General features: G+C 42.8%; 22 protein-coding genes and 1 tRNA gene. 7 read left to right on the top strand and 16 right to left on the bottom strand.

The window, feature by feature from the left end; translation table 11 throughout:
• The first annotated feature begins 110 nt into the window (after window positions 1-110).
• Complete coding sequence (locus tag DZ860_RS03755) at window positions 111-437, top strand: DUF3622 domain-containing protein (RefSeq protein WP_120029594.1); 327 nt, start codon at window positions 111-113, stop codon at window positions 435-437.
• A gap of 91 nt (window positions 438-528) precedes the next feature.
• Here the strand turns inward: DZ860_RS03755 and DZ860_RS03750 are convergent, their stop codons facing one another.
• The 5 genes from DZ860_RS03750 to purM all read right to left on the bottom strand — a co-directional run bounded on the left by DZ860_RS03750 (window position 529) and on the right by purM (window position 3,538).
• Window positions 529-720, bottom strand: coding sequence for a DUF4250 domain-containing protein (locus DZ860_RS03750; RefSeq protein WP_120029593.1), 192 nt, complete (start codon window positions 718-720; stop codon window positions 529-531).
• A complete protein-coding gene (locus DZ860_RS03745; RefSeq protein ID WP_120029592.1) occupies window positions 717-926 on the bottom strand; it encodes a YaeP family protein in 210 nt (69 codons plus the stop codon). Before DZ860_RS03745 ends, DZ860_RS03750 begins: the two co-directional genes overlap by 4 nt.
• A 120-nt stretch (window positions 927-1,046) precedes the next feature.
• Entirely contained in the window at window positions 1,047-1,733 is a 687-nt protein-coding gene (locus tag DZ860_RS03740) for a tellurite resistance TerB family protein (RefSeq protein ID WP_120029591.1), read from the bottom strand.
• Window positions 1,734-1,853: 120 nt separating this feature from the next.
• Window positions 1,854-2,495 (bottom strand): phosphoribosylglycinamide formyltransferase, encoded by a 642-nt coding sequence (purN, locus tag DZ860_RS03735; protein WP_120029590.1) that lies wholly within the window; start codon window positions 2,493-2,495, stop codon window positions 1,854-1,856.
• Between the two features lie 2 nt (window positions 2,496-2,497).
• Window positions 2,498-3,538, bottom strand: a complete 1,041-nt coding sequence (gene purM / locus DZ860_RS03730) for a phosphoribosylformylglycinamidine cyclo-ligase (RefSeq protein ID WP_120029589.1) — start codon at window positions 3,536-3,538, stop codon at window positions 2,498-2,500.
• A 391-nt stretch (window positions 3,539-3,929) separates the two neighbouring features.
• Between purM and upp the strand changes: the two genes are divergently transcribed.
• Window positions 3,930-4,556: a uracil phosphoribosyltransferase gene (upp, locus tag DZ860_RS03725; RefSeq protein ID WP_120029588.1), complete on the top strand. Its 627-nt coding sequence runs from the start codon at window positions 3,930-3,932 to the stop codon at window positions 4,554-4,556.
• 129 nt (window positions 4,557-4,685) lie between these two features.
• On the opposite strand, the gene rluF is transcribed toward upp, so the two are convergent.
• From rluF to DZ860_RS03710, 3 genes are all read right to left on the bottom strand, one after another.
• Window positions 4,686-5,708: a 23S rRNA pseudouridine(2604) synthase RluF gene (gene rluF / locus DZ860_RS03720; RefSeq protein ID WP_120029587.1), complete on the bottom strand. Its 1,023-nt coding sequence runs from the start codon at window positions 5,706-5,708 to the stop codon at window positions 4,686-4,688.
• Window positions 5,709-5,852: 144 nt separating this feature from the next.
• The gene (smrA, locus tag DZ860_RS03715; RefSeq protein ID WP_120029586.1) at window positions 5,853-6,434 is read right to left on the bottom strand and encodes a DNA endonuclease SmrA; all 582 of its coding nucleotides are present in this window, start codon (window positions 6,432-6,434) and stop codon (window positions 5,853-5,855) included.
• A 262-nt stretch (window positions 6,435-6,696) separates the two neighbouring features.
• A complete protein-coding gene (locus tag DZ860_RS03710; RefSeq protein ID WP_120029585.1) occupies window positions 6,697-6,837 on the bottom strand; it encodes a DUF3149 domain-containing protein in 141 nt (46 codons plus the stop codon).
• 260 nt (window positions 6,838-7,097) lie between these two features.
• Between DZ860_RS03710 and DZ860_RS03705 the strand changes: the two genes are divergently transcribed.
• Window positions 7,098-7,174, top strand: a tRNA-Pro gene (locus DZ860_RS03705).
• A gap of 117 nt (window positions 7,175-7,291) precedes the next feature.
• Here DZ860_RS03705 and DZ860_RS03700 read toward each other — a convergent pair.
• Window positions 7,292-8,173: a TraB/GumN family protein gene (locus DZ860_RS03700; protein ID WP_120029584.1), complete on the bottom strand. Its 882-nt coding sequence runs from the start codon at window positions 8,171-8,173 to the stop codon at window positions 7,292-7,294.
• 173 nt (window positions 8,174-8,346) lie between these two features.
• On the opposite strand from DZ860_RS03700, the gene rfaH reads away from it, so the two are divergent.
• Window positions 8,347-8,844: a transcription/translation regulatory transformer protein RfaH gene (gene rfaH / locus DZ860_RS03695; RefSeq protein WP_120029583.1), complete on the top strand. Its 498-nt coding sequence runs from the start codon at window positions 8,347-8,349 to the stop codon at window positions 8,842-8,844.
• A gap of 160 nt (window positions 8,845-9,004) precedes the next feature.
• On the opposite strand, the gene DZ860_RS03690 is transcribed toward rfaH, so the two are convergent.
• The 3 genes from DZ860_RS03690 to DZ860_RS03680 all read right to left on the bottom strand — a co-directional run bounded on the left by DZ860_RS03690 (window position 9,005) and on the right by DZ860_RS03680 (window position 12,560).
• Window positions 9,005-10,012, bottom strand: a complete 1,008-nt coding sequence (locus tag DZ860_RS03690; RefSeq protein WP_120029582.1) for a substrate-binding domain-containing protein — start codon at window positions 10,010-10,012, stop codon at window positions 9,005-9,007.
• A gap of 233 nt (window positions 10,013-10,245) precedes the next feature.
• Window positions 10,246-12,042 carry a phosphogluconate dehydratase gene (gene edd / locus DZ860_RS03685; RefSeq protein ID WP_120029581.1) on the bottom strand — a complete coding sequence of 599 codons (1,797 nt, stop codon included), beginning with the start codon at window positions 12,040-12,042 and terminating at the stop codon, window positions 10,246-10,248.
• Complete coding sequence (locus DZ860_RS03680) at window positions 12,039-12,560, bottom strand: gluconokinase (protein ID WP_120029580.1); 522 nt, start codon at window positions 12,558-12,560, stop codon at window positions 12,039-12,041. Before DZ860_RS03680 ends, edd begins: the two co-directional genes overlap by 4 nt.
• Window positions 12,561-12,710: 150 nt before the next feature.
• Here DZ860_RS03680 and DZ860_RS03675 point away from each other — a divergent pair, with 150 nt between their 5' ends.
• Both DZ860_RS03675 and DZ860_RS03670 read left to right on the top strand, forming a co-directional pair.
• A complete protein-coding gene (locus DZ860_RS03675; protein WP_120029579.1) occupies window positions 12,711-14,087 on the top strand; it encodes a GntP family permease in 1,377 nt (458 codons plus the stop codon).
• Between the two features lie 9 nt (window positions 14,088-14,096).
• Window positions 14,097-14,708 (top strand): bifunctional 4-hydroxy-2-oxoglutarate aldolase/2-dehydro-3-deoxy-phosphogluconate aldolase, encoded by a 612-nt coding sequence (locus DZ860_RS03670; protein WP_120029578.1) that lies wholly within the window; start codon window positions 14,097-14,099, stop codon window positions 14,706-14,708.
• Between the two features lie 141 nt (window positions 14,709-14,849).
• Here DZ860_RS03670 and asnB read toward each other — a convergent pair whose 3' ends face one another.
• The 4 genes from asnB to nagA all read right to left on the bottom strand — a co-directional run bounded on the left by asnB (window position 14,850) and on the right by nagA (window position 20,757).
• The gene (gene asnB / locus DZ860_RS03665) at window positions 14,850-16,517 is read right to left on the bottom strand and encodes an asparagine synthase B (protein WP_120029577.1); all 1,668 of its coding nucleotides are present in this window, start codon (window positions 16,515-16,517) and stop codon (window positions 14,850-14,852) included.
• 159 nt (window positions 16,518-16,676) lie between these two features.
• Window positions 16,677-18,320, bottom strand: a complete 1,644-nt coding sequence (locus DZ860_RS03660) for a cation:proton antiporter domain-containing protein (protein ID WP_120029576.1) — start codon at window positions 18,318-18,320, stop codon at window positions 16,677-16,679.
• Between the two features lie 83 nt (window positions 18,321-18,403).
• Window positions 18,404-19,618, bottom strand: a complete 1,215-nt coding sequence (gene nagC, locus DZ860_RS03655) for a DNA-binding transcriptional regulator NagC (RefSeq protein ID WP_120029575.1) — start codon at window positions 19,616-19,618, stop codon at window positions 18,404-18,406.
• Window positions 19,619-19,620: 2 nt separating this feature from the next.
• The gene (gene nagA / locus DZ860_RS03650) at window positions 19,621-20,757 is read right to left on the bottom strand and encodes an N-acetylglucosamine-6-phosphate deacetylase (RefSeq protein WP_120029574.1); all 1,137 of its coding nucleotides are present in this window, start codon (window positions 20,755-20,757) and stop codon (window positions 19,621-19,623) included.
• 481 nt (window positions 20,758-21,238) lie between these two features.
• Between nagA and nagE the strand changes: the two genes are divergently transcribed.
• A complete protein-coding gene (gene nagE / locus DZ860_RS03645) occupies window positions 21,239-22,816 on the top strand; it encodes an N-acetylglucosamine-specific PTS transporter subunit IIBC (RefSeq protein WP_120029573.1) in 1,578 nt (525 codons plus the stop codon).
• The last annotated feature ends 102 nt before the right edge of the window (window positions 22,817-22,918 follow it).

Here is a 22,918-nt window from a genome sequence, read left to right as displayed (position 1 = left end):
ACTAATGGGCTTAAATCGAATATCTCCAATACTGATAAAGCGACTTTAATTGGCGACAATAATTAAATACTTATCTAAATTGGTATAGTAATCCCTTAGGAACATTAGAAATGTCTAAAAATAAAAAATTTGCTATTCGCGTAACTGAAAAACGTAACGCTTGGACAGCAGAAATCACTCGTCAAGTTACTTCTCGTAAAACAGTAGTTTCAAAGCGTGAAGCAGGCTTCGAAAGTGCAGAATTGGCACAAGCTTGGGCTGAAAAAGAGCTAGCAGGTTTCGTACAAAACCAAGTTGTACGCAACGAGCGTAAAGGACAGCAACGTCAAGAGCGCCAAGAACGCGAAGAGCGTCAAGCTCGTGAAGCAGCTGAAAGACGTGCTCGTTACGAAGCAGCAGCTGAAGCTGAAGAAGAATTCGAAGATGATGCAGAGTAATTACTGCACTGAGATTTAAAAAAACCGCCTACTGGCGGTTTTTTTGTATTTCGATGTTTTGAATATCTATCTGAGCAAAGATGTCGTTTGCTTAGCGAAATTGCCCGACTTCAGGTAAAAACTCAAATCCTGCGGTTGCAAGCTTGCTTTCTAAAGCGGCTTTATCAATATCAAAAAATACAGCGAGTTCGTTTAGGTCACCGTTGAAATCATCACGTAGCTTTAAGTTGACGATGCTCATCAGCATGATGGTGTCCATACTCTCAAAATTGGTTAAGTTCATTCCTTATCCTCGAAATCTGAGATGAGTAGATTTGCTGCAGCAAATGCCGCTTTTTCGCGAGTCTCTTTTGATAAAGACTCGTCAGCTGCAATCTCGTTTAAGGTTTTAACAACACAAGAAATCGCTTTAGGTATGTAGCCTTGATCGCCACTACCAATTTGAGCATAAAATTCACGAACTAAATCACAACAACCATATACTTGCATGTCAATATTCCAATTTGATAACTGTTCTCAACTATACCTCTGTCACATTGTAAACTCAAAGGCGTAAGTTTGTTCTGGCTCAACCCAATGAATAGCATGGTCGATTTTTAAACAACTTGTCTAGTGGAGCTGTTTGGCTAACTGTTCAGTGACTTGTGGTGAGAGTTGCATTTGCTTAGCGAGTTCTTGTAAGTAAGCTTTCTCCATGAAGTTTTGTTCATCGATGACCAGCAATGACGCCAAATAAATTTCCGAAGCTTGTTGCGGCGTTGTGGCAAGTCTGGCTATTTGCGTTGGGTCTAATGGTTTATTAAGTTCTTGATGAAGCATTTGCTGAAGCTGTGAATCTGCGCCCGCTTTTTGTATCGCTTGTTCAATATGACTCATTTCTTGGGGATCGACATGCCCATCAGCTTTGGCCGCTGCAATCATTGCTTTGAAGATTAATTCACTATGGATTGAATCATGTTCATTGAAAGTACTTGGTGCTTGGGCTGTCATGTTTGACTGTGATTGCTGCCAGTCATTATAAACTTTGTAAGCTAAGGCCCCGAGTGCAGCAACTCCTCCCGCTTTCAGTGCGGTTTTGCCCATACCTTTGCTTTTTTTTGAGCCCATGAGTAAACCAATGAGACCGCCCCCCAATGCACTCGCTCCTAAAGCACCATTACCGAAAGAATGAGCACTTTGATTCTTCTTGCTTGAAGAAGCGTGGCTGGTCTTGTTTGAGTGTTGTTTTAGCTGTTCTTTACCTTGACGAACAAGGTCGGAATTGAGTGCTTGATTAAGCAGTGTTTTAAGGTCCATCGTTATCTCCTTATTTTTTGGCTAGTGTAGCCAGTAGGGGATGAACAGAGGATTAATGGACGATGAGAAATAAAAAACGAGCCAATTGGCTCGTTTTAAACATCACTATTTATGCTTTCTTTATTCTTCAGCGTAGCCATACATGCTAAGCAAAGTACCATCGAGGTAGGCGCTCTTTCCATCTCGCATTTCTAAACGCCCCTCAACAAACCACTTAGTCACCATAGGGTAGATAAGGTGCTCTTGAGTTTGCACGCGTTGAGTAAGAGTCTCGACCGTATCTTCATCGAAGATGGGTACTTTAGCTTGTAAGATCACTGGGCCACCATCGAGTTGTTCAGTGACGAAATGGACACTGGTTCCATGTTCTTCGTCACCTGCATGGATAGCACGTTGATAAGTATTTAACCCAGGGTACTTTGGTAGTAGCGATGGGTGGATATTGATCATTCGCCCCATATAGTGGCGAACAAATTCGCCACTTAAAATACGCATATAGCCGGCTAAAATGAGCAAGGTTGGCTCATACTCATCAATTTGACGCATTAGCTCTTGATCGAAAGCATCACGAGTATCGAAGTCGTTAGGATCTAGAAATATACCTGCGGCACCAGCTTTTTTCGCACGCTCTAGGGCAAAAGCCTCCGCTTTGTTTGAAAACACAGCTGTGACTTTTCCGTTGCTGATGTTGGTTTCACAAGCATCGATAATGGCCTGTAAATTGGTTCCATTTCCTGAAACTAAAACGACAATACTCTTCATACTTATTTTATCTCTACTTGTTCTTCTTCGGCTTGAGCTAGTGCAATCTGACCGATTACCCATGCGTTTTCGCCTTCTTGTTGTAGTAGTTTGACCGCTGCATCGGCTTGCTCTTGTGGAAGAGCAATGATTAGACCAACGCCACAGTTAAATGTACGGTACATCTCGTGTGTCGTAACATTGCCTTTTTCTTGAAGCCACTTAAAGATAATTGGCCATTCCCAACTACTGCCATCAATCACAGCTTTTGTTCCTTGCGGCAATACGCGTGGAATGTTTTCCCAGAAGCCGCCACCAGTAATGTGCGAGATAGCATGAATGTCATGTTGCTCGATCATTTTTAGTGCAGATTTAATGTAGATTTTTGTTGGTTCTAGTAAATGTTCGCCAATGGTACGGCCTTGAAGTTCTTCGTTTTTATCTGCGCCAGACACTTCAAGTATTTTACGTACGAGAGAGTAACCGTTTGAGTGAGGTCCGCTTGAACCGACAGCGATTAACGCGTTACCTGCCGCTACTTTGGTTCCGTCAATAATGTCTTCTTTTTCGACAACACCGACACAGAAACCAGCGACATCATAGTCTTCACCTTCGTACATACCTGGCATTTCAGCGGTTTCACCGCCGATCAGAGCACATCCAGCTTGAACGCAGCCATCAGCAATACCAGAGACTACATCAGCGGCTGTATCAACATCTAGCTTGCCTGTTGCGTAGTAATCTAGGAAGAAAAGAGGTTCGGCGCCTTGTACAATTAGGTCGTTGACACACATGGCGACGAGGTCGATACCAATAGTGTCATGCTTTTTCATATCCAGAGCTAAACGTAACTTAGTACCGACACCATCAGTACCAGAAACGAGAACGGGTTGTTTGTATTTTGTTGGTAGTTCGCAAAGAGCACCGAAGCCACCAATGCCACCCATAACTTCAGGGCGACGAGTACGCTTTACAGCACCTTTGATTCGATCAACCAGTGCATTGCCTGCATCGATATCAACACCAGCGTCTTTATAGCTTAGAGAAGTGTTATTGCTACTCACGGGAAGTCCTCAGTCTAGTTAGTTGGATATGAAAACGGCGCTATTCTACCAGTGGATAAACGCAAAGAGCAAACGTTTGCGTAACTTTTTATCTCACGCTCTAAAATTAATTTCGTCTCTGAATGTTTCAAGGTGAATGAACAACAACAAATCGCGAACTTAGACTGTTCAAAATGGCAAAAGATGAAAGTGATGTAGGGCACATAGCACTCTGGTTTTGATTGTGTAACTAAGATGTATCACCTTGGGCTGTCAAATGTTGGCGTTCATGGGTGAGTGCTTAAATTCCGCGCTATCGGACATGATGATGATATCTATGGCAAGATCTTCAACGAGAAGTCGATTATACTCTGAGGGTTTATTTGAAAATTGCCTATTGCCGGAGATGGAAATGAAAGTTGTTGAAGTGAAACACCCTCTTGTTAAACATAAAATTGGTCTAATGCGAGAAGGTGACATTAGCACTAAGCGCTTTCGTGAGTTAGCAACTGAAGTCGGTAGCCTACTGACTTATGAAGCAACCGCGGACTTTGAGACAGAGAAAGTAACGATTGACGGTTGGAATGGTCCAGTTGAAGTTGACCAGATTAAAGGTAAAAAAGTAACAGTAGTGCCTATTCTACGTGCTGGCCTTGGCATGATGGATGGTGTGCTAGAGCATATGCCAAGTGCACGTATCAGTGTTGTTGGTATTTACCGCGATGAAGAAACACTTGAGCCAGTACCTTACTTCAACAAGTTAGCTTCAAATATCGATGAGCGTATTGCATTAGTTGTAGACCCAATGCTAGCAACAGGCGGTTCTATGATTGCAACAATCGATCTTCTTAAAGAGAAAGGTTGTCAGCAAATCAAAGTTCTAGTATTGGTTGCGGCTCCTGAGGGTATCGCGGCACTAGAAAGAGCACACCCTGAAGTTGAGCTTTACACTGCTGCTATCGATGAAAAACTGAATGACAAAGGCTACATCGTCCCAGGTCTTGGTGATGCTGGTGACAAGATCTTCGGTACTAAATAATATCCAATTTTAGTTTATCGGTCGTGAATACGAGAGGTTTGCAGACTGGTGACTAAAAGAGAATATAAAAAGGGAAGCTTAGCTTCCCTTTTTTGTTACCTAGTTAATATCAACGTAATTCAACCGCGATTATTTTTTTAGGCTGAGAGTGCCACCACTGCGTGGTTTGCTTGCTGGGCGTGGTGCTGAGCGATCACGACTGAACTTAGAGGCGTTTTCTGAACGGCCATTACTATTTGATGCTTGACCACTGCGTCCTTTCTTCGAGCTTGGCGCGTGACGGAATTCATCGGCATTGCGGCCTTTAAATGTGCGTTGCTTTTGGTTGCGACGCGCTGTCGATGTTTGATTTTCTTCACGGCTATCGAATAGCTTCGCATCAGTTGCTTTGCGAATTTGACGGCCTTGTTGATCTAATTTTGAGGCATTTTCTGAGTTCGTTGATGTTTCACACATTGATAGAATCGTTGTGATTTCTTCATCAGAGAGATAACGCCATCGACCATTAGGAATTCCATCAAGGCTAATGTTCATAATACGTACGCGACGGAGTTTAAAGACTTCGTAACCGAGTGCTTCACACATACGGCGGATCTGACGGTTCAAACCTTGTGTTAATACGATGCGAAAAGAGAACTTGGTTTCTTTAGTGACAGTACAAGGCAGGGTAACCGTATCTAAAATAGAAACCCCTGAGCCCATTTGACGAATGAATTCATCAGTGATCGGTTTATCGACGCGAACAACGTACTCTTTTTCGTGATTATTGCCGGCACGCAAAATTTTATTCACGATATCACCGTCATTGGTCAAAAAGATTAAACCATCAGATGGTTTATCAAGACGGCCAATAGGGAAGATACGCTGCCTCAACCCGATGAAATCAACAATATTGCCAGGAATATCTCTTTCTGTTGTACATGTGATACCTGTCGGCTTGTTCAACGCGATGTATATCGGTTTTTCTTTTTCTTTGACAGGTTTACCGTCGATAGAAACATCATCGCCAGGAAGGACCTTTGTACCCATTTCTGGGATTTGACCATTGATGGTCACGCGTCCTTGATCAATCAGTTTGTCGGCTTCTCGACGAGAGCAGTAGCCAGTTTCACTAATGTATTTATTTAAGCGTTTTGCGCAGTCTTGTGTCATTGTTTTGTTCTCTTAACGTTTCACAACGGCAGTTGCAGGAATCGAGTTATGGAATAACGATATAGGTTGTTCCCGGTTTCTTTTGTAACTGATTTGCCATCGCAGGAAAAATTGCGGGCGCGAATAGTACCATTCGATACCAATCTAACCCAATCGTTTTTGGTGTCTTTCCCAGTTTTCATGTTTTTTAGCTGGGCTCTTTTTCAATAGCACGTAAACAGCGCCCGTCCCGCCATGAAAACGCTGCGCACTATGAGCGCATTGTACATCGTTGATCTGTGACAGCCATTGGGCAACATAGCTTTTCATTAATGCTGGTGGATTCGAACGCTCTCCACGGCCATGAATGATGATGACGGTGCGCACATCCATTTTCATACATTGTTTTAGGAACTTAACAACTTCATCACGCCCTTCTTTGAGCGTTCTTTTGTGTAAGTCTAATCGTGCTTGAAGTGGGTATTTACCGAGGCGAAGTTTACGATAGACACCATCTTGGACCCCATCACGTTTGAACTCAATAATATCATCGGGTTTGAGCATCGGAGCGTTGTCGATTGAGAGGTGTTCGGGATTATCATCACCGAGCCAGATGGCAGCTTCACGCTTTGCTAATTGCGCTTGGGTGACTTGGTGCTGCTTCTTGTGTGTCGCCGTATCGTTATGAAGTGGTGTTACATCTCCCATCATCGCTTGGAAGAGGGATAGGTCGTCGTCTTGAGACATAGCTGCATCTCAGAGAAATCAATCAATGAAAAGATTATATACTGAAGTTATCGATGGGTGCACATTGCTTCTTTATAAAACAGCTTCGTTATAAAGCTGTTTCGCTACAAAATGGTTTCTCTGTTAAATAGCTTCTTTATAAAAATCGTGCCATCACAAAAAAAAACCAATAAAAAACCGAAGCAGACAAAGTTATCTACTTCGGTGCGTAGCATTTTCCTAATCGTATATCTTGACTCGTCGAATAGTGAGCTATGCGATGTTAGTGAGGAGATTTGTCATTCATCACTTTATAAAGGATGAAGCCGCCGTAAAACAGCATCAGACCAAGAGCGCTGAATATAACGAGCATAGACGATAGTCCAACTGCATTACCAAATAGAAGGTCGAGCCAAAAGTCCATATTCTTATCCTCTCAAGTTCTGATGACTTATCTACGTTAAAATATGGATAACAAAACATCACTGATCTGGATCAATTGTATATATTTAGTGTAATAATTGTTTGTTATTGTGTGCGCCAGATCGTGCGAGACTCATTATTGATGGTCTTTTGAGCGGTTGGAGTGAAATAAGGTAAAAGTTGTAGAAAAGCGCTTGCGTTAAGGCGGAGAATCCGTAATATACGCTCTCGTTGACGGGCAATAAGCCTTATGAAACATCTCGGTGAATAGCGCAGCTTGGTAGCGCATCTGGTTTGGGACCAGAGGGTCGGGGGTTCGAATCCCTCTTCACCGACCATCTTAGAGAAAGCCGTAGCAGAAATGCTACGGCTTTTTTGTATGTGTATTTTTTAAAGTTGAAGCACTATTGCAGTGCTATCGAATGAGTACAGAAAAAACTGGCAGGAGTTTTAAACTAATATTTAAACTCACAGTTAGCCGCGGTACTTTTAGATAATTGACGAATCGAAAATCCTTTTGATTGCAGTAAATTGATTAAATTATCTGGTCCAATAAGATGTAATGTCCCAACCACAACGACATATTCTCCTCTCTGTTTAGGTAGAAACTGCCTATCGGATAGTTTCTTTGCCCAATCATGATTCCGATCGAATAGAAAACGTTGTTCAAGTTCCGCTGACATTTCGGTTAACTGAGCAAATTCATTGAGTTTATTAATATCACCAGATTTCCAGCTTTTTATTAGACAATTCATCGCATTTTCTGAATGGTCAAACTCTTCAAGCGCACTTACTAGTAACTCTTTTCCGCCCTGCGGTTGGCTGGTCAGAAGATTAATTTGAAATTGTGTGGTTTCCAGACCATATATTGGTTTTCCTTGTCGAGCTGCCTGCATAAGTAACCACATATCGACGCCATCTTGAGCCTTATAGCCTAAATATTCGAGTTGGCGCATTTGTATGGCGAGCGCGCTAGACCAAGGCGGCATGCGAAATAGCTCATCAATATTTAAATTGAGTAGTGAGGCGATACCCGCTAGCTCTTTTCTCTGATGGCTATTGAGTTCTTGCTCTGTGGTGGTTTGATGTTTGGGGAATGTCAGTGAACTATTGTTTCGTATGTCAGCTTCCACAATTAAACCATTTGATTGCGCAAGTGTGTCTGTGATCTCCGCTGGAAGCGGATACATAGAAACATCTCCAACATGGATAGAACCGACAATCATTAGTTTGAGTGCCCCTTTCTGTGCACTCCAATAGAGAGGTTCAGCGTTTGCTAGTTGAATCGTAGACAGCTGAATGGTGAATAACGTGAGGAAGATAGAAAGCGTTCTCATCGTTCACAGATCCTTGTTGTGATAAGTATATATGTGCGGGAATTTTAGTGCTTCGATTAAAAAACAACAAGTTGTGCGGTTTTTTAATCATCTAAGTTCGCGTTTTTATATTTCTAATTTTATGCCGATATACTTAATGATAGGATGGAAAAAAAAGTTGGCTGAAGTGGCATATGAAACAGTGGTATTTACTTTACTGTAAACGAGGGGAACAGCAGCGAGCAAAACAGCACTTAGAGAACCAAGGTGTTGAGAGCTACTATCCTCAAATTGAAGTAGAAAAAATCTTGCGTGGAAAGCGCCATAAAAAGTTAGAGCCGCTATTCCCATCTTATATGTTTGTTCGGTTTGATTATGAACAGGGGCCATCTTTTACGACGATCCGCTCGACACGAGGTGTCGTGGATTTTATTCGTCAAGGTAGCTATCCGCAGCCAATAGAGGGTGATTTGATATTTACCCTAAAACAGCTCGAAGCTCAGATTGAACCGAAAAGTGAGGTTGTTTTACCAGAGAAAGGGCAGATCTTGCGTGTAGCAAGTGGTCAATTTGCTGGTATTGATGCCATTTATCAAGAACCAGATGGCGAAACTCGCTCTATCTTATTGGTCAACATGATCAGTCGTCATGTTCCTATGAGTATAGATAACAAAGATTTAGGTTTGAACTAGCCTTTAGTTTCTAGTTTCTAGTTTCTAGTTTTTAGTTTTTTATCGATCAAAAGAAGCCGCTTCCTTTATAAGTACATATAAGGAAGCGGCTTTTTATTTTTTGATTTCTCGTCATTAAGTTTTTGGAATGCGCTTTTCGTTTAACGATCGCGATTTATCCTTAAATACTCTCACCTTCAGTGATGTTGTATCCCATATCAACAAGGTTTTGCGTTGTTTTTTCACCTTTTAAGCGCGCGATAAGCAGCTGAGCACTTTTTTCGCCAATCTCAAAACGAGGTGTATCCACACTGGTGAGTTTCGGGGTGATAGTTTGGCCGATATCCAAAGCATTGTAACCGACGATAGAAAGTTGCTGAGGAACTTTAATACCACGACGTTGGGCATCTAGCAGGGTACCAATCGCAATATCATCATTAGTACAGAATATGCCATCTAAATCAGGATATTCATTTAGGGCTCGTTCAAGTAGGTCTGAAGCTAATGAGAAACTGGAGTGTTCACCGGTCAGGATATGAATTGGCTCTAGGCCAGCATCTAACATTGCTTTGTCATACCCCTCCATCCTTAATCGTGTACGAGTATCTAAACGCGCACCAAAATAGGCGATGGTGGTTTTTCCCGCGGCGATGATGCGTTTAACGACATCATACGATGCATCAATATGGTTAAGACCGACGGCCATATCAATTGGGTTTTTAGGAAGCTCCATCGTTTCAACGACAGGGATGCCTGCGTTTTTGATCATCTGCAGTGTACGCGGAGTGTGGTGACTTTCAGTTAAGATTAATCCATCCACTTGATAAGAAAGTAATGATGCAATTTTGCGCTCTTCTTCGTGTTCGTCATAGCTAAAGTGAGCGAGTAATGTTTCGTAGCCATGAGCATTGGTAACCGTCTCTATTCCTTGAACAAAAGAAGCAAAAATTTGGTTAGATAGGGATGGAAGTAGGATGCCAATAGCATTACTGGACGACTTAGAGAGCATGGCAGGAGCACGGTTCTCTATGTAACCCATCTCTTCAATCACAGCAGCAATTTTTTCTCGAGTTTTCGCTGCTACGGAATCCGGATTACGCATATAGCGTGATACGGTCATTTTTGTTACGCCAACTTGGTCTGCGACATCCTGCAATGTCGAGCGACTCTTTTTATTATTCGAGGTCATGATTATGATTATTATTGTTAATGTTACGTGTAACAGTATCAACAATCATGGTTCTTATCACAAGCGAAGAAATATTTGCGTAATCAAAATATGATCACACGCAGTGATATCAATAAATTTAGAACAAAATATCAGCGAGAAATAAAAAAGGTGAGCCATTTTATTTAAATGTCTCACCTTTCAATTAGTTATATGTCTTAAGTATACGTCTTAGTTATATGGTTCTGCTTTCGTTATACGATAAAGCTCGCGCCTTCTTCTGCGCTTGAAACACTTTGGCGCATGACTTTAAATAGACCGCGTCCCCACGTTTGCTGGCCAATTTCAGTATCAAAATCGATAGCTTGACGGTCAGCCATATCATTTAGATTGTTCAACTCACCGGTTTGACAGTCAAGACGGATGATATCGCCATCGCGAACTAAACCAATCGCACCACCACGTAATGCTTCTGGTGAAAGGTGGATAGCAGATGGAATTTTACCGGAAGCGCCAGATAGACGACCATCAGTAACTAGAGCTACTTTAAAGCCTGCTTTTTGAATGTTACCTAGAATCGGCATTAGTTTGTGCAGTTCAGGCATACCATTCGCAGCTGGGCCATTGTGAGTTACAACAACGATACAATCTTTGTTGAGTTCACCGCGTTTATAAGCCGCTTCTACTTCATGCTGACATTGGAACACCACAGCAGGTGCTTCAACGATGCGTTGGTCTTCTTTTACTGCTGATACTTTGACAACCGCGTTACCTAGGTTGCCTTTGAGCATGCGAGTACCACCCGTGCTTTGGAATACATTACCAGCATCAGAAATGACTTCTTTATCAAGTGAACCGTTGCATGCAGCCCATTCTAGTTGACCCTGGTTTAGAACTGGTAAGGTCATTTGGTCTGCAAACTCGCCGAATGCAGGTGTAACGTCGCGGTGTAGTAACTCAGCTTCGTTAAGGCGATGTAGTAATGCAGGTACGCCACCGGCCTCTTGGAAAGCGTTCATATCCGCAGGGCCATTTGGATAAACACGAGCCAATAGCGGCACAACTTCAGAGAGATCGCTGATGTCTTGCCAAGTCAACATGATACCGGCAGCGCGTGCGACCGCTAACATGTGGATTGAGTGGTTAGTACTACCACCCGAAGCCAATAGTGCGATAATGCCGTTAATTAAGCTCTTTTCTGTCACAACTTCAGACAGTGGACGGAAGTTTGCTGAACCACTCGTCATTGATGCGATTTTCACCGATGCATAATCAGTTAATGCTGTACGCAATTCTGAGTAAGGGTGAATAAATGCCGAACCCGGTAGCATTAAGCCCATCGCTTCGAAAACAAGCTGGTTGGTATTCGCTGTACCATAGAATGTACATGTACCAGATGAGTGATATGCGCGGCATTCCATATCTAAAAGTGCGTCTTTGCCGACTTCACCAGCAGCAAATTTTTGGCGTACATCGACTTTTTCATCGTTGCTAATACCCGTCGACATTAAGCCTGCAGGAACAAACGCTGTCGGCAAGTGAGCATAAGCAAGTGCGCCCATTAGCTGGCCTGGTGCGATTTTATCGCAAATACCAAGCAGTAGCGTTGCATCAAATACGTTATGACTCAATGACAGTGCAGTTGATTGTGCAATAAGGTCACGGGAGAACAGAGACATATCCATACCCGCTTGGCCTTGAGTTACACCATCACACATCGCCGGAACACAACCAGCAACTTGTGAAGTATGACCATACTGAGCAAGTGTTTGTTTAATTTGCGCAGGGTAGGTTTGATAAGGATGGTGAGCACTCAACATATCATTGTATGCACTGATCAAAGCCACATTTGAATGAGTGAAGTCGAGAATGTTCTGTTTTTCAGTTGAACAAGAAGCCGCTACTGCGTGAGCAAGGTTGCCACAAGTCAGGTTAGCTCGGCCTTTGCCCATTTCAGCTTGCGCTTGAGTGCGTGCTAAAAACTCGTTGCGAGTCGCTAAACTACGCTCGGTGAGTCGTTGTGTTACATCTAGAATAATAGGATGGGTCATAGTACCGCCTCATTTTGCGCAATCAGTTTTTGAGCTGCTTCTTCAATAATATTTTCGATTGTTGTGTCAATGCTCACCACAATAGTTTGAGGTTCAGCATCTGGGCGCTCTAACGTTTCGAACTGGCTGTTAACCATGTTTTCTTTCATGAAGTGGCCTTGACGTTTACTCATGCGATCAAGGATCAGCTGTTTGTCACCATCTAGGAATAGGAATGTCACGTTCTCATTTCCCTCACGGATTTGATCGCGATACACTTTTTTCAACGCTGAACAAACAATAATGCCGTGTTCATTTTTGCTTTCTAAGCTGTATGAGGCGTCTCGAATTCGTTCTAGCCATGGCTTGCGGTCTTCGTCATTGAGCGGCTGTCCTGAGGACATTTTTTGAATGTTAGCTCTTGGATGGAGATCATCACCATCAATAAATTTGCGACCAAGCTTTTTTGCTAATTGCTCGCCAATCGTGCTTTTTCCACAAGCACATACACCCATAACGATGACACTACTACCCGCCATAACCAATCCTCATTAGTAAATTTGCGCACGATCCCAATTTTGGAATTCACTTTAAAATATGTGTTTATCTTATTGGTGTTATCGGTAACATGTTACCGGTAACTTAAATAAATGTGATCTATAACACAAACTAAAATTGAAGGTGAATCTATGGAACAGTTAGCCCAAGCTTCTGACCCGACCTATTTGTTAACTATTGCGGTCCTCGCAATTGTCGCGTTACTTGTTCTTATTATTAAGTTAAAAGTTCATGCATTTGCATCTCTAACTATTGTAAGTTTAGGTACTGCTATTGCGACAGGCGTTACGTCTGATCAAGTTGTACCAACCATGATGAACGGCTTCGGTGGCACATTGGCATCGGTAGCACTACTTGTTGGCCTAGGTGCCATGATCGGTAAAATTTTAGAAGTAACAGGCGGTGCTAAAGTACTGGCTGATACACTAATCGGCCGTTTTGGTAAAGAACGTGCACCATTTGCACTGGGTGTAGCATCACTTCTATTTGGTTTCCCTATCTTCTTTGATGCGGGCCTAGTAGTAATGATGCCAATCATTTTAAGTGTTGCAGCTCGTTTTGGTGGCTCTCCAATTAAATACGCATTGCCATCAGCTGGTGCTTTTGCGGTAATGCACGGTTTCGTTCCTCCACACCCTGGTCCTGTTGCTGCTGCTGAGTTCTTAGGCGCAAATATCGGTCTTCTACTAGTGGTAGGTATTCTTGTTGCAATCCCAACATGGTACTTCGGTGCATACTTGTTCGGTCTGTATGCTGGTAAGAAATTTGATGTTCCTCTTTCTAAAGCATTTTTCAACAGCGACACTGTAATTGACGAAGCGAAGCTACCAAAATTCAGCACAGTAATGACGATTCTCGTACTACCTGTTGTTTTGATCTGTTTAGATACAGGCCTAAATACTCTAGCGGTTGCTGGTGTTATTGATGGTAAGACAGCGTTAGTTGAGTTCCTACGTATGTTAGGTAAAACACCAGTAGCACTACTGATTACTCTGCTTGTGTGTCTGATGGTTTTTGCAAAAGATTACGGCATGGCGAAGCTTGAGAAGCTTTGTGGCGATTCTTTGGCTCCAATCTGTGGCGTTATTCTAGTAACAGGTGCGGGCGGCATGTTCGGTGGCGTTCTACGTGCGAGCGGTATTGGTGATGCACTTGCTGGTGTGTTAACAGATACAGGTATGCCAATCATCGTTGCTGCATTTGTTATTTCTACATGTCTACGTGTTGCTCAAGGTTCTGCAACGGTAGCTCTTACAACAACAGCTGCTTTGATTGCTCCAGTTGTAGCGACAGCAACAGGCCTAAGTGAACTAGACCTTTGTTTCATCGTAATTGCGATTGCGGGTGGTGCAACAGTACTATCTCACTTCAATGACTCTGGTTTCTGGTTAGTTTCTCGTCTACTTGATATGGATGAGAAAACAACCCTAAAAACTTGGACTGTAATGGAAACGTTACTAGGCGGTATCGCATTTATCATTGTTGCTACACTAAGCTTTTTCCTTTAGAGGTTATTTATGAACACCATTGAACAACGATTAAGAGAAATCAAAATCGTCCCTGTTATCGCTATCAACGATGTCGCTCAAGCTTTGCCATTAGCTAAAGTATTGGTAGAAAATGGTTTGCCATGTGCAGAAGTTACATTCCGCACAGAAGCAGCTGCTGAGTCGATTCGTGTTATGCGTCAAGCATACCCAGAGCTATTGATTGGTGCTGGTACGGTGTTAACCTCTGAACAAGTAGACATTGCTATTGATGCAGGTGTTGATTTCATTGTTAGCCCAGGTTTTAACCCTACGACAGTAAAATACTGCCAACAACGCAATATGCCAATCGTACCGGGTGTGAACAACCCAAGTTTGGTTGAACAAGCGATGGAAATGGGTTTGCGTATGCTGAAGTTCTTCCCAGCAGAGCCATCAGGCGGCGTTGCAATGCTTAAAGCGTTGACAGCTGTTTACCCAGTAAACTTCATGCCAACAGGCGGTGTAAGCCTTGCGAATGTTGAAGAGTACCTAGCAATTAAATCTGTAGTTGCTTGTGGTGGTACTTGGATGGTTCCAACAGATCTAATGGACAAAGGTGATTGGGAAGCAATCGCACAACTTATCCGTGACTTGAAATAAGTCTTAGATTAAGAATAGAAAAGGGGCATCGATTTCGATGCCCCTTTTTATTGGTCTTTGAATGTCATTTCTGATTCGAACTAGGATTTAATATCGATTAAGCAGTTGCGTTAAATCACATTAAATCAAAATACACGCACTCTACTGATATGAATCGTTGTGAACGTTTTGAACCGCACGGCCTGATGGGTCAACACAATTTTTAAATGACTCATCCCACTCAATAGCTTTTGCTGATGAACAAGCAACCGATGGACCACCAGGAACACATTCAGCAGCTGATGGCAGTGGGAACAGCTCTTCAAAAATCTCGCGGTATACGTAGCCTTCTTTAGTACTTGGCGTGTTATACGGGAAGCGGAACTGCGCTGTTTCCATTTGCTGAGCCGTTACTTTTTCTTCTGCAACGGCTTTTAAAGTATCAATCCAGCTGTAACCAACCCCATCTGAGAACTGCTCTTTTTGACGCCATGCAATTGATTCCGGTAGATAGTGTTCAAAACATTCACGAAGAATATGCTTCTCCATCTTACCGTTGCCACACATTTTATCAGCAGGGTTCAAGCGCATTGCAACGTCGATAAACTCTTTATCTAGGAATGGAACGCGACCTTCAACACCCCAAGCTGCAAGCGATTTGTTGGCGCGAGCGCAGTCAAACATGTTAAGAGCGAGTAGTTTACGTACCGTTTCTTCATGAAATTCTTGTGCATTTGGTGCTTTATGGAAGTAAAGGTAACCGCCAAATATTTCATCAGCCCCCTCACCAGACAACACCATTTTAATGCCCATTGCTTTGATCTTACGACCTAATAGGAACATTGGAGTCGAAGCACGAATCGTGGTGACGTCATAAGTTTCAATGTGATAGATAACATCACGAATCGCATCGAGACCCTCTTGGATGGTATAGGTCATTTCATGGTGAACAGTACCAATTTGAGCAGCAACTTCACGAGCGGCTTTTAAATCAGGTGCACCGTCAAGGCCAATAGCGAAAGAGTGTAACTGAGGCCACCATGCTGCTGACTTTTCGTCATCTTCAATTCGCATTGCCGCGTAGCGTTTGGCAACCGCAGAAGTAATAGAAGAATCTAAACCACCAGACAACAGAACCCCATAAGGTACGTCTGTCATCAACTGACGTTTAATGGCGGCTTCTAATGCTGCTGTGAGTTCCTCTTTACTGCTGTGGTTGTCTTTAACCGCAGCATATTCATTCCAATCGCGAATATAGTAACGTTGAGGCTCCGCATCTTCAGAACCATAGTAACTGCCTGGAGGGAATTCGCTCACAGTTTTACATACTGGAACCAGTGCTTTCATTTCCGAAGCAACATAGTAGTTACCATGCTCATCGTAACCTTGATAAAGGGGGATGATCCCAATATGGTCACGACCGATTAGATATTGATCTTTTTCTTCATCATAAAGAATGAAAGCAAAAATGCCGTTCAATTCTTCTAGAAGATCAGCGCCGAACTCTTGGTAAAGCGCAAGAATGACTTCACAATCAGAATCGGTTTGAAAGTCGTATCGGCCCTCGTAACGAGCTCGAATTTCTTTGTGATTATAAATCTCACCGTTGACCGCAAGAACAAGTTTGCCATCAGGGCTATAAATAGGTTGTGCGCCACTATTTAGACCAACAATAGCTAGACGCTCATGGGCTAAAATCGCTTTGTCTGAAGCGTAAATTCCAGACCAGTCCGGTCCACGATGGCGTAGCTTTTTAGACATTTCCAATGCAATCGGGCGCAAAGCCGCTGCGTCACTTTTAATCTCTAAAATACCAAATACTGAACACATACAACTTCCTTTTAAATATTTATACTCACTCAATAACTTAAATTTGCCAGTATGATTAAAAAAATCAACAGTTCTCGATAAAAAAAATCACAAATAGTATGTATTGGTGAATGCCATCTAATTAAATTAGCATTTAGGTGAATAAAATCCATGTTTAGCTTATATTTTGTTCATCCTGGTCGATGTTTCAACAAATTGAGCTATGTCGTGCTCATTGTTTATCGGAGTAAACTCCGGTTGCAAATGATCGCAAACGTTTCGAGCAAAACCACTACCGGCTTCGCTGTAGATATTAAATGCAGCATCAACACCTAGTTGATAAAGTGCTTCTAATTGGTCAGGATATTCAGCAATGGCCGCTATTTGTCCTTTAAATTGACGTTGTTTTAACTGATCAAGGGCAATTTGGTTTCCTTGGTGGTGTGGCATCGCAAGCAATACGAGTTTTACGTTATCAGTATCAAGAATACGTTCCCAAAAGTCTGAGTCAGTTGCATCACCGCAGATAACGTTTCTACCTTGTTCTCGATGCTTTAATGCGGCTTCTTCTCTTACTTCAATCCCTAAGCTTACTTTGCCATAGCGCGTTCTCAGTTCATCGTAAGCACCAGTGCCGATCCGACCCATACCTAGGATTAAGATCTGAGCATTGCCAGGATTGATAAGTTGATCGCGAATATTGAGCTTTTCTGCTGCATGTTCTTTTAGCCATCGACTGGAGCGACGATATAAATCGTGTCCTTTGTTGTTGATAGGCGAGGCGAGAACAAATGAAATGGATACGGCCATTGCAAGTGCGACCAATATATCCCCACTCATCCAGCCCATTTTGAATGCGAGGCCACCGACGATTAAACCAAATTCACTATAATTGAAGAGGCTTAACGTCGTTAGTAACGAAGTACGTACACGGAATTTGAAAGTATTTAATACTAAAAAGTACAGAATGCCTTTTAGCGGAAGTAACAGTAAGAACAAAATAGCTAAAGCAAATCCGGCGATCGTTGGCTGCTCTAACAAACCGATATTTAAGAAGAAGCAGACTAAGAATAGCTCCTTTAGATTAAATAACGCTTTGGATAACTCAGAGGCTTTTTTATGGCCGGCGAGCAACATTCCAAGAATAAGAGCGCCCAAATCAGGCTTCATACCGACGAATTCAAATAACCCAGCGCCGACAACGAGCGCGAAGAAAATGCCGAAGAGAACCAGCATTTCTCCATGGCCAACCCAGTCGAGTAATTTGTAGAACAAAGGTCGAAGTAATGGCAGGGCAAAAAGTGCGATGGCATACCATTCAGGTAACTTTCCGGTCGATGCGGTTAGGAAAACGACAGCGAAAATATCCTGCATGACGAGGATACCAATCGCAATCGTGCCATACGTCGCGTTTAATTCCCCTTTTTCTTGTAGAGATTTAACCGCGAATACAGTGCTAGAGAAAGAGAGAGCAAAGCCAAGCAAGAGAATTTGATCGATAGACATGGCAGCGAGTGAACTGATGCCTAGGACCTTGAAACAGAGCAAAGCAACACTAAAAATAGCGGTTGAAAGGAGGTTATGTATTGTTGCGCCAGCCCAAATTTCTTTTGAAAGTAGGGTTTTGATATCGAGCTTCAAACCGATTGAAAATAGCAGTAATGTGACCCCAAGGTCGGCGAGTAAAACGATAGATTCGTTGCTTTCGTAACCCATAGCGTTGAGACCAAAGCCCGCTAGCAAGAAGCCAACGAGAGGAGGGAGGTTGCACTTTAGTGCGATAAAACCCGCTAGAAAAGCGGTTGAGATCAATATTAATTCCATACGAGGGTTGCTTCTTCCTACTAAAACGGGCCATGTGTCAAACACATAGCCCGTTATATTAACGCAATTGCCGCATTAAGCGATCAATCTTCTAACAGTTTTTGTAACAGGACACCGTTTAACATCGCTCGTTTGATCATTGCAAAGGCGCCCATCGTTGGTCGTTTATCCATTTCTGACGCTACGATAGGAAGATCGCTATGGAATGTTGGCAAAGATTGATTTTCAACATTTCGACGGATAGCAGGGAAGAGGATCTCTTCACTACGAGTCACGTCACCAGCGATGATCACTTTTTGTGGGTTAAACAGGTTAACGGTTATCGCAATGGCTTTACCTAGCTGATTACCAACGCGAATCAAACTTTGTTGAGCAAGCTCATCACCGAGATTAGCATGCTCACACACATCATGAATAGTAATGCTATCAAGTCGGCTGAGACTTGATTCGTAACCTTGCGAGATGAGTTTTTTAACCCGTTCAATGATTGCTGGGTTCGCAGCGATGGTTTCAAGACAGCCAAAATTACCGCACTGACATTGTTCACCAAGCGGATCAATCTGAATATGACCGATTTCCCCAACATTACGGTTGTAACCGAGAAAAACTTGGCCATTAACAATGATACCTGCACCTGTACCACGGTGTACGCTGACCAAAATCGAATCTTGGCAATCACGACTAGCACCAAAATAATGTTCAGCTAAAGCCATGCCACGAATGTCATTACCAACAAAGCACTCGACGTGGAATGTATTGGTAATTAGATCTCCGAGAGCGAGGTTATCAACATTGATATTTGGCATGTATTCAACCACACCATGCTCTGGGTTGACCAGTCCAGGTAGGGCGATGCCAATAGCGATTAATTGGTTGATAATATTTTGATTTTCTTGGATGAAACCTTTTAAGAAAGTCAGTAAGCCATCAACCAATTCACCTTGAGTGGTGTAATAAAATTCGTGATATTGGCTAGCAAGCTCTTTGCCGCCTAAATCGTAAAGGCTGAATTGGATATAATCACGGCCAAGTCGAACTGCCACTGAGTGGAAAGGTTCGACTTCGGTAGTGAGTGATATAGCGCGTCGACCACCGGTCGAAGCTTGTTGCGCGACTTCTTTAATTAAGCCGCGCTCTAGAAGTTGGCGGGTGATTTTAGTAACACTGGCTGGAGCCAGTTGGCTTACGTCAGCAACTTGGATCCTAGAGATAGGACCTTGCTGATCAATAAGTCTATATACTGCTGCCCCATTTAGTTGTTTAACTAAATCTACGTTACCTATTTGTCCGCCATTCATGATTAGATGTGCTCGTAATGTCCATTAACAACATTCGCTAGGATGTTGAAGTCACGATCGAAAGCAGTCAAGTTTGCAACCATGCCTTGTTTTACTCGGCCTAGTTTATTGTCTACTCCAATCGCTTTTGCTGGGTATAAAGTTGCCATGCGTAGTGCTTCATCCAGTGCGATACCAACGTGCTCAACAGTATTTTGTACTGCTTCAATCATAGTAAGTGCTGAGCCTCCAAGTGTGCCATTTTCGTCAACACACTTGCCATCACGGTAATATACTTTCTTACCAACAAAAATAAAGTATTCCATCTCAGCACCTGCTGGAGCTGTGGCGTCCGTCACTAATACTAATTTTTCACCTTTAATTTTGTGGGCGATTCGGATGTTTGCATAATCAACATGGAAGCCGTCAGCAATAATACCAGCGTAAACATCTGAAGTATCATAGATTGCACCAACAACACCTGGCTCACGACCGACCATTGGTGTCATGGCATTGAACAGGTGCGTAGCGAATGTGATGCCCGCTTCAAAACTTTGACGAGCTTCAGCGTACGTTGCATTAGTGTGGCCGATTGAAACTACGATACCTGCTTCTTTTAGACGGGTAATGTGTGCCGCATCGTTGTGTTCTGGTGCGAGTGTTACTTTAGCAATCACGTCAGCATTGTCACACATGAAATCGATCATGCTGTCATCCGATGGACGAATGTAATCAACGCTGTGAATCCCTTTTTTTGCGACATTTAAATATGGGCCTTCTAGGTGTAAGCCTAGTGATTGGTTATCATATTTCGCTTGGTATTCACGAGCTGCAGCTACGGCTTGGCGCATATCTTGATCAGATGATGTGATCAGGGTTGGCAGGAAGCTGGTACAGCCTGATTTTAGGTTGGCAAGGTGCATGATTTGCATTGTGTCTGCGGTGATTTCGTCATTTAACATCACTCCGCCACAGCCGTTTAACTGTAAATCGATAAAACCAGGACTTAGGTTGGCACCGTTGAGATCACGAGTCTCGATACCCTCTGGAAGCTCAGTCATTGGACATACAGATTCAATCAGATCGTTTTTAATGATAACGGCGTGATTAACGAGTACGTCATTACCGGTGTAGATTTTACAGTTAGTTAGCGCATACATGATTTAGCCAATCCTTATAGTCAAAGTCTTTAATCTTTATCCGCCTAACGGAGCATTATTGACCACTTTTGTGGACTTTATTTGTGGGCTTCAATTAGGTCGTGAAATATGTTTAACAAACGAACAAAAAGTACGTTCTTATCCCCTAAAACAGATGAACGATAGCTTCTAGGGGCCGTAAATATTTAGATGCTCTAAAAAACGAGACAAGCCTTTATAGGAAAGAGTTCATCGAATTTAACGTGAGCTTATAATACCTTGTATTTTACTCGCAAAAAGGCATTTTTTTTAATTGTAAAATAAGTTTTATGATCTCGCTAGCAAAAACCTTGGCTTATGGCCTTTTCTGGTGATTATGATCACAAATGATAAGGTTTTAATTTGCGGAGCAAAATTAATATCATAAACTGAGGAGGACTAAATTGAGCAACCAAAAAAAGTTGTTCAAAAAAAATACAGAATCCTATAGGGGGAACTTAAGGTGAATATTCTTGGATATGCGCAAAAGCTAGGTAAAGCTCTTATGCTACCTATCGCAACGCTTCCCGTTGCGGCACTTTTACTACGTTTAGGTCAGCCTGACCTACTAGATATTGCATTTATGGCATCTGCTGGTAACGCAATCTTTAGTCAACTGCCACTATTGTTTGGTCTAGGTATCGCGATTGGTCTTTCAAAAGACGGTCAAGGTGCTGCTGGTCTAGCTGGTGCAGTCGCTTACTTTGTACTTACAGCAACAGCAGCAACAATCAATGCTGACGTAAACATGTCATTCTTCGGTGGTATCATTGCTGGTATTATCGCTGGTCACTCGTACAACGCTTTTCATATGACCCGTCTACCAGAGTGGTTAGCATTCTTCGCTGGTAAGCGTCTAGTACCAATTATGGCTGGTCTATTTGCTCTTGTTGCTGGTGCGGTTTCTGGTGTTGTATGGCCAGTTATCCAAAGCGGTCTAGATGCTCTAGCACACGCTGTTTCTACTTCTGGTTACATCGGCCAGTTCGTATACGGTACTCTTAACCGTGCGCTTATCCCTGTTGGTCTTCACCACGTTCTTAACTCATACTTCTGGTTCGGTATGGGTACGTGTCAAGAAGTGCTTGTAACGGGTGCTCAGGCTGCTGGTCAAGCTTTACCATCACTACAACAGCTTTGTGTAGACCCTGCGCTTGCTAAAACTCTTGTTGCTGGTCAAAGCCACACATTTGAATTCGCTAACTCAGTAACACCTGAAATCACAGCAACTGTTAAAGAAGTGACAGAAACTCTGAAATCTGGTGACCTACACCGTTACTTCGGTGGCGATAAAGGCGCTGGCGTATTCATGAATGGTTTCTTCCCTGTAATGATGTTTGGTCTGCCAGGTGCAGCACTAGCAATGTACCTAGCTGCTCCTGTTGAAAAACGTAGCCAAGTTGGTGGTGCATTATTCTCAGTAGCATTCTGTTCATTCCTAACTGGTATTACAGAGCCTCTAGAATTCATGTTCGTGTTCCTTGCTCCTGCTCTATATGCAATGCACGCAGTGTTCACTGGTCTATCTCTAGTGGTTGCTAACTACTTTGGTACGCTACACGGCTTTGGTTTCTCAGCGGGTCTTATTGACTTCATTCTAAACTGGGGCCTAGCAACTAAGCCATTTGTTCTTCTACTGATTGGTTTAAGTTTCGGTGCTCTATACTTCGTAACATTCAGCTTTGCAATCCGCGCTTTCAACTTGAAGTCGCCAGGTCGTGAAGATGATGACGAAGCGGTAGCAGCAGCTCCAGCTGGTGAAGCGAAGAGTGGTGAGCTTGCTCGTCAATACCTTAAAGCACTAGGTGGCCACGATAACCTAACGTCTATCGACGCATGTATCACTCGTCTACGTCTTACATTGAAAGACCGTACAGTGGCAGATGAAGTTGTTCTTAAGAAATTAGGTGCAAAAGGTGTGGTTAAACTTGGTGAAAACAACCTTCAAGTTATCTTAGGCCCTCTAGCTGAAATCGTTGCTGGTGAAATGAAAGCAATCGGTGCAGGTGAAGACCTATCTGACGTAAAACTTCCTCAATAACGAATAGTTAGAACGAAGTTATAGAAAGCCTCCTTTTGGAGGCTTTCTTTCGTTTTGTGACAAGTAAAATCAAGAATTGTCGGAATAACGTACCTAGGCGAA

It is taken from the genome of Vibrio sinensis (genome assembly GCF_003605645.1).
Lineage (GTDB): Bacteria > Pseudomonadota > Gammaproteobacteria > Enterobacterales > Vibrionaceae > Vibrio > Vibrio sinensis.
The sequence above is the reverse complement of the archived record's forward strand: the minus strand, read 5'-3'. Positions and strand labels throughout refer to the sequence as shown.

Bases quoted from the DNA above. Each gene is read 5' to 3' on its own strand.
- DZ860_RS03755 (WP_120029594.1), top strand. From the start codon at position 111: ATGTCTAAAAATAAAAAATTTGCTATTCGCGTAACTGAAAAACGTAAC.
- smrA (WP_120029586.1), bottom strand. From the start codon at position 6,434: ATGTCTCAAGACGACGACCTATCCCTCTTCCAAGCGATGATGGGAGAT.
- purN (WP_120029590.1), bottom strand. From the start codon at position 2,495: ATGAAGAGTATTGTCGTTTTAGTTTCAGGAAATGGAACCAATTTACAG.
- nagA (WP_120029574.1), bottom strand. From the start codon at position 20,757: ATGTATGCGCTAACTAACTGTAAAATCTACACCGGTAATGACGTACTC.
- DZ860_RS03745 (WP_120029592.1), bottom strand. From the start codon at position 926: ATGCAAGTATATGGTTGTTGTGATTTAGTTCGTGAATTTTATGCTCAA.
- edd (WP_120029581.1), bottom strand. From the start codon at position 12,042: ATGACCCATCCTATTATTCTAGATGTAACACAACGACTCACCGAGCGT.
- DZ860_RS03690 (WP_120029582.1), bottom strand. From the start codon at position 10,012: ATGACCTCGAATAATAAAAAGAGTCGCTCGACATTGCAGGATGTCGCA.
- DZ860_RS03670 (WP_120029578.1), top strand. From the start codon at position 14,097: ATGAACACCATTGAACAACGATTAAGAGAAATCAAAATCGTCCCTGTT.
- DZ860_RS03740 (WP_120029591.1), bottom strand. From the start codon at position 1,733: ATGGACCTTAAAACACTGCTTAATCAAGCACTCAATTCCGACCTTGTT.
- DZ860_RS03750 (WP_120029593.1), bottom strand. From the start codon at position 720: ATGAACTTAACCAATTTTGAGAGTATGGACACCATCATGCTGATGAGC.
- rfaH (WP_120029583.1), top strand. From the start codon at position 8,347: ATGAAACAGTGGTATTTACTTTACTGTAAACGAGGGGAACAGCAGCGA.
- rluF (WP_120029587.1), bottom strand. From the start codon at position 5,708: ATGACACAAGACTGCGCAAAACGCTTAAATAAATACATTAGTGAAACT.
- asnB (WP_120029577.1), bottom strand. From the start codon at position 16,517: ATGTGTTCAGTATTTGGTATTTTAGAGATTAAAAGTGACGCAGCGGCT.
- nagC (WP_120029575.1), bottom strand. From the start codon at position 19,618: ATGAATGGCGGACAAATAGGTAACGTAGATTTAGTTAAACAACTAAAT.
- DZ860_RS03675 (WP_120029579.1), top strand. From the start codon at position 12,711: ATGGAACAGTTAGCCCAAGCTTCTGACCCGACCTATTTGTTAACTATT.
- upp (WP_120029588.1), top strand. From the start codon at position 3,930: ATGAAAGTTGTTGAAGTGAAACACCCTCTTGTTAAACATAAAATTGGT.
- DZ860_RS03680 (WP_120029580.1), bottom strand. From the start codon at position 12,560: ATGGCGGGTAGTAGTGTCATCGTTATGGGTGTATGTGCTTGTGGAAAA.
- DZ860_RS03700 (WP_120029584.1), bottom strand. From the start codon at position 8,173: ATGAGAACGCTTTCTATCTTCCTCACGTTATTCACCATTCAGCTGTCT.
- DZ860_RS03710 (WP_120029585.1), bottom strand. From the start codon at position 6,837: ATGGACTTTTGGCTCGACCTTCTATTTGGTAATGCAGTTGGACTATCG.
- DZ860_RS03660 (WP_120029576.1), bottom strand. From the start codon at position 18,320: ATGGAATTAATATTGATCTCAACCGCTTTTCTAGCGGGTTTTATCGCA.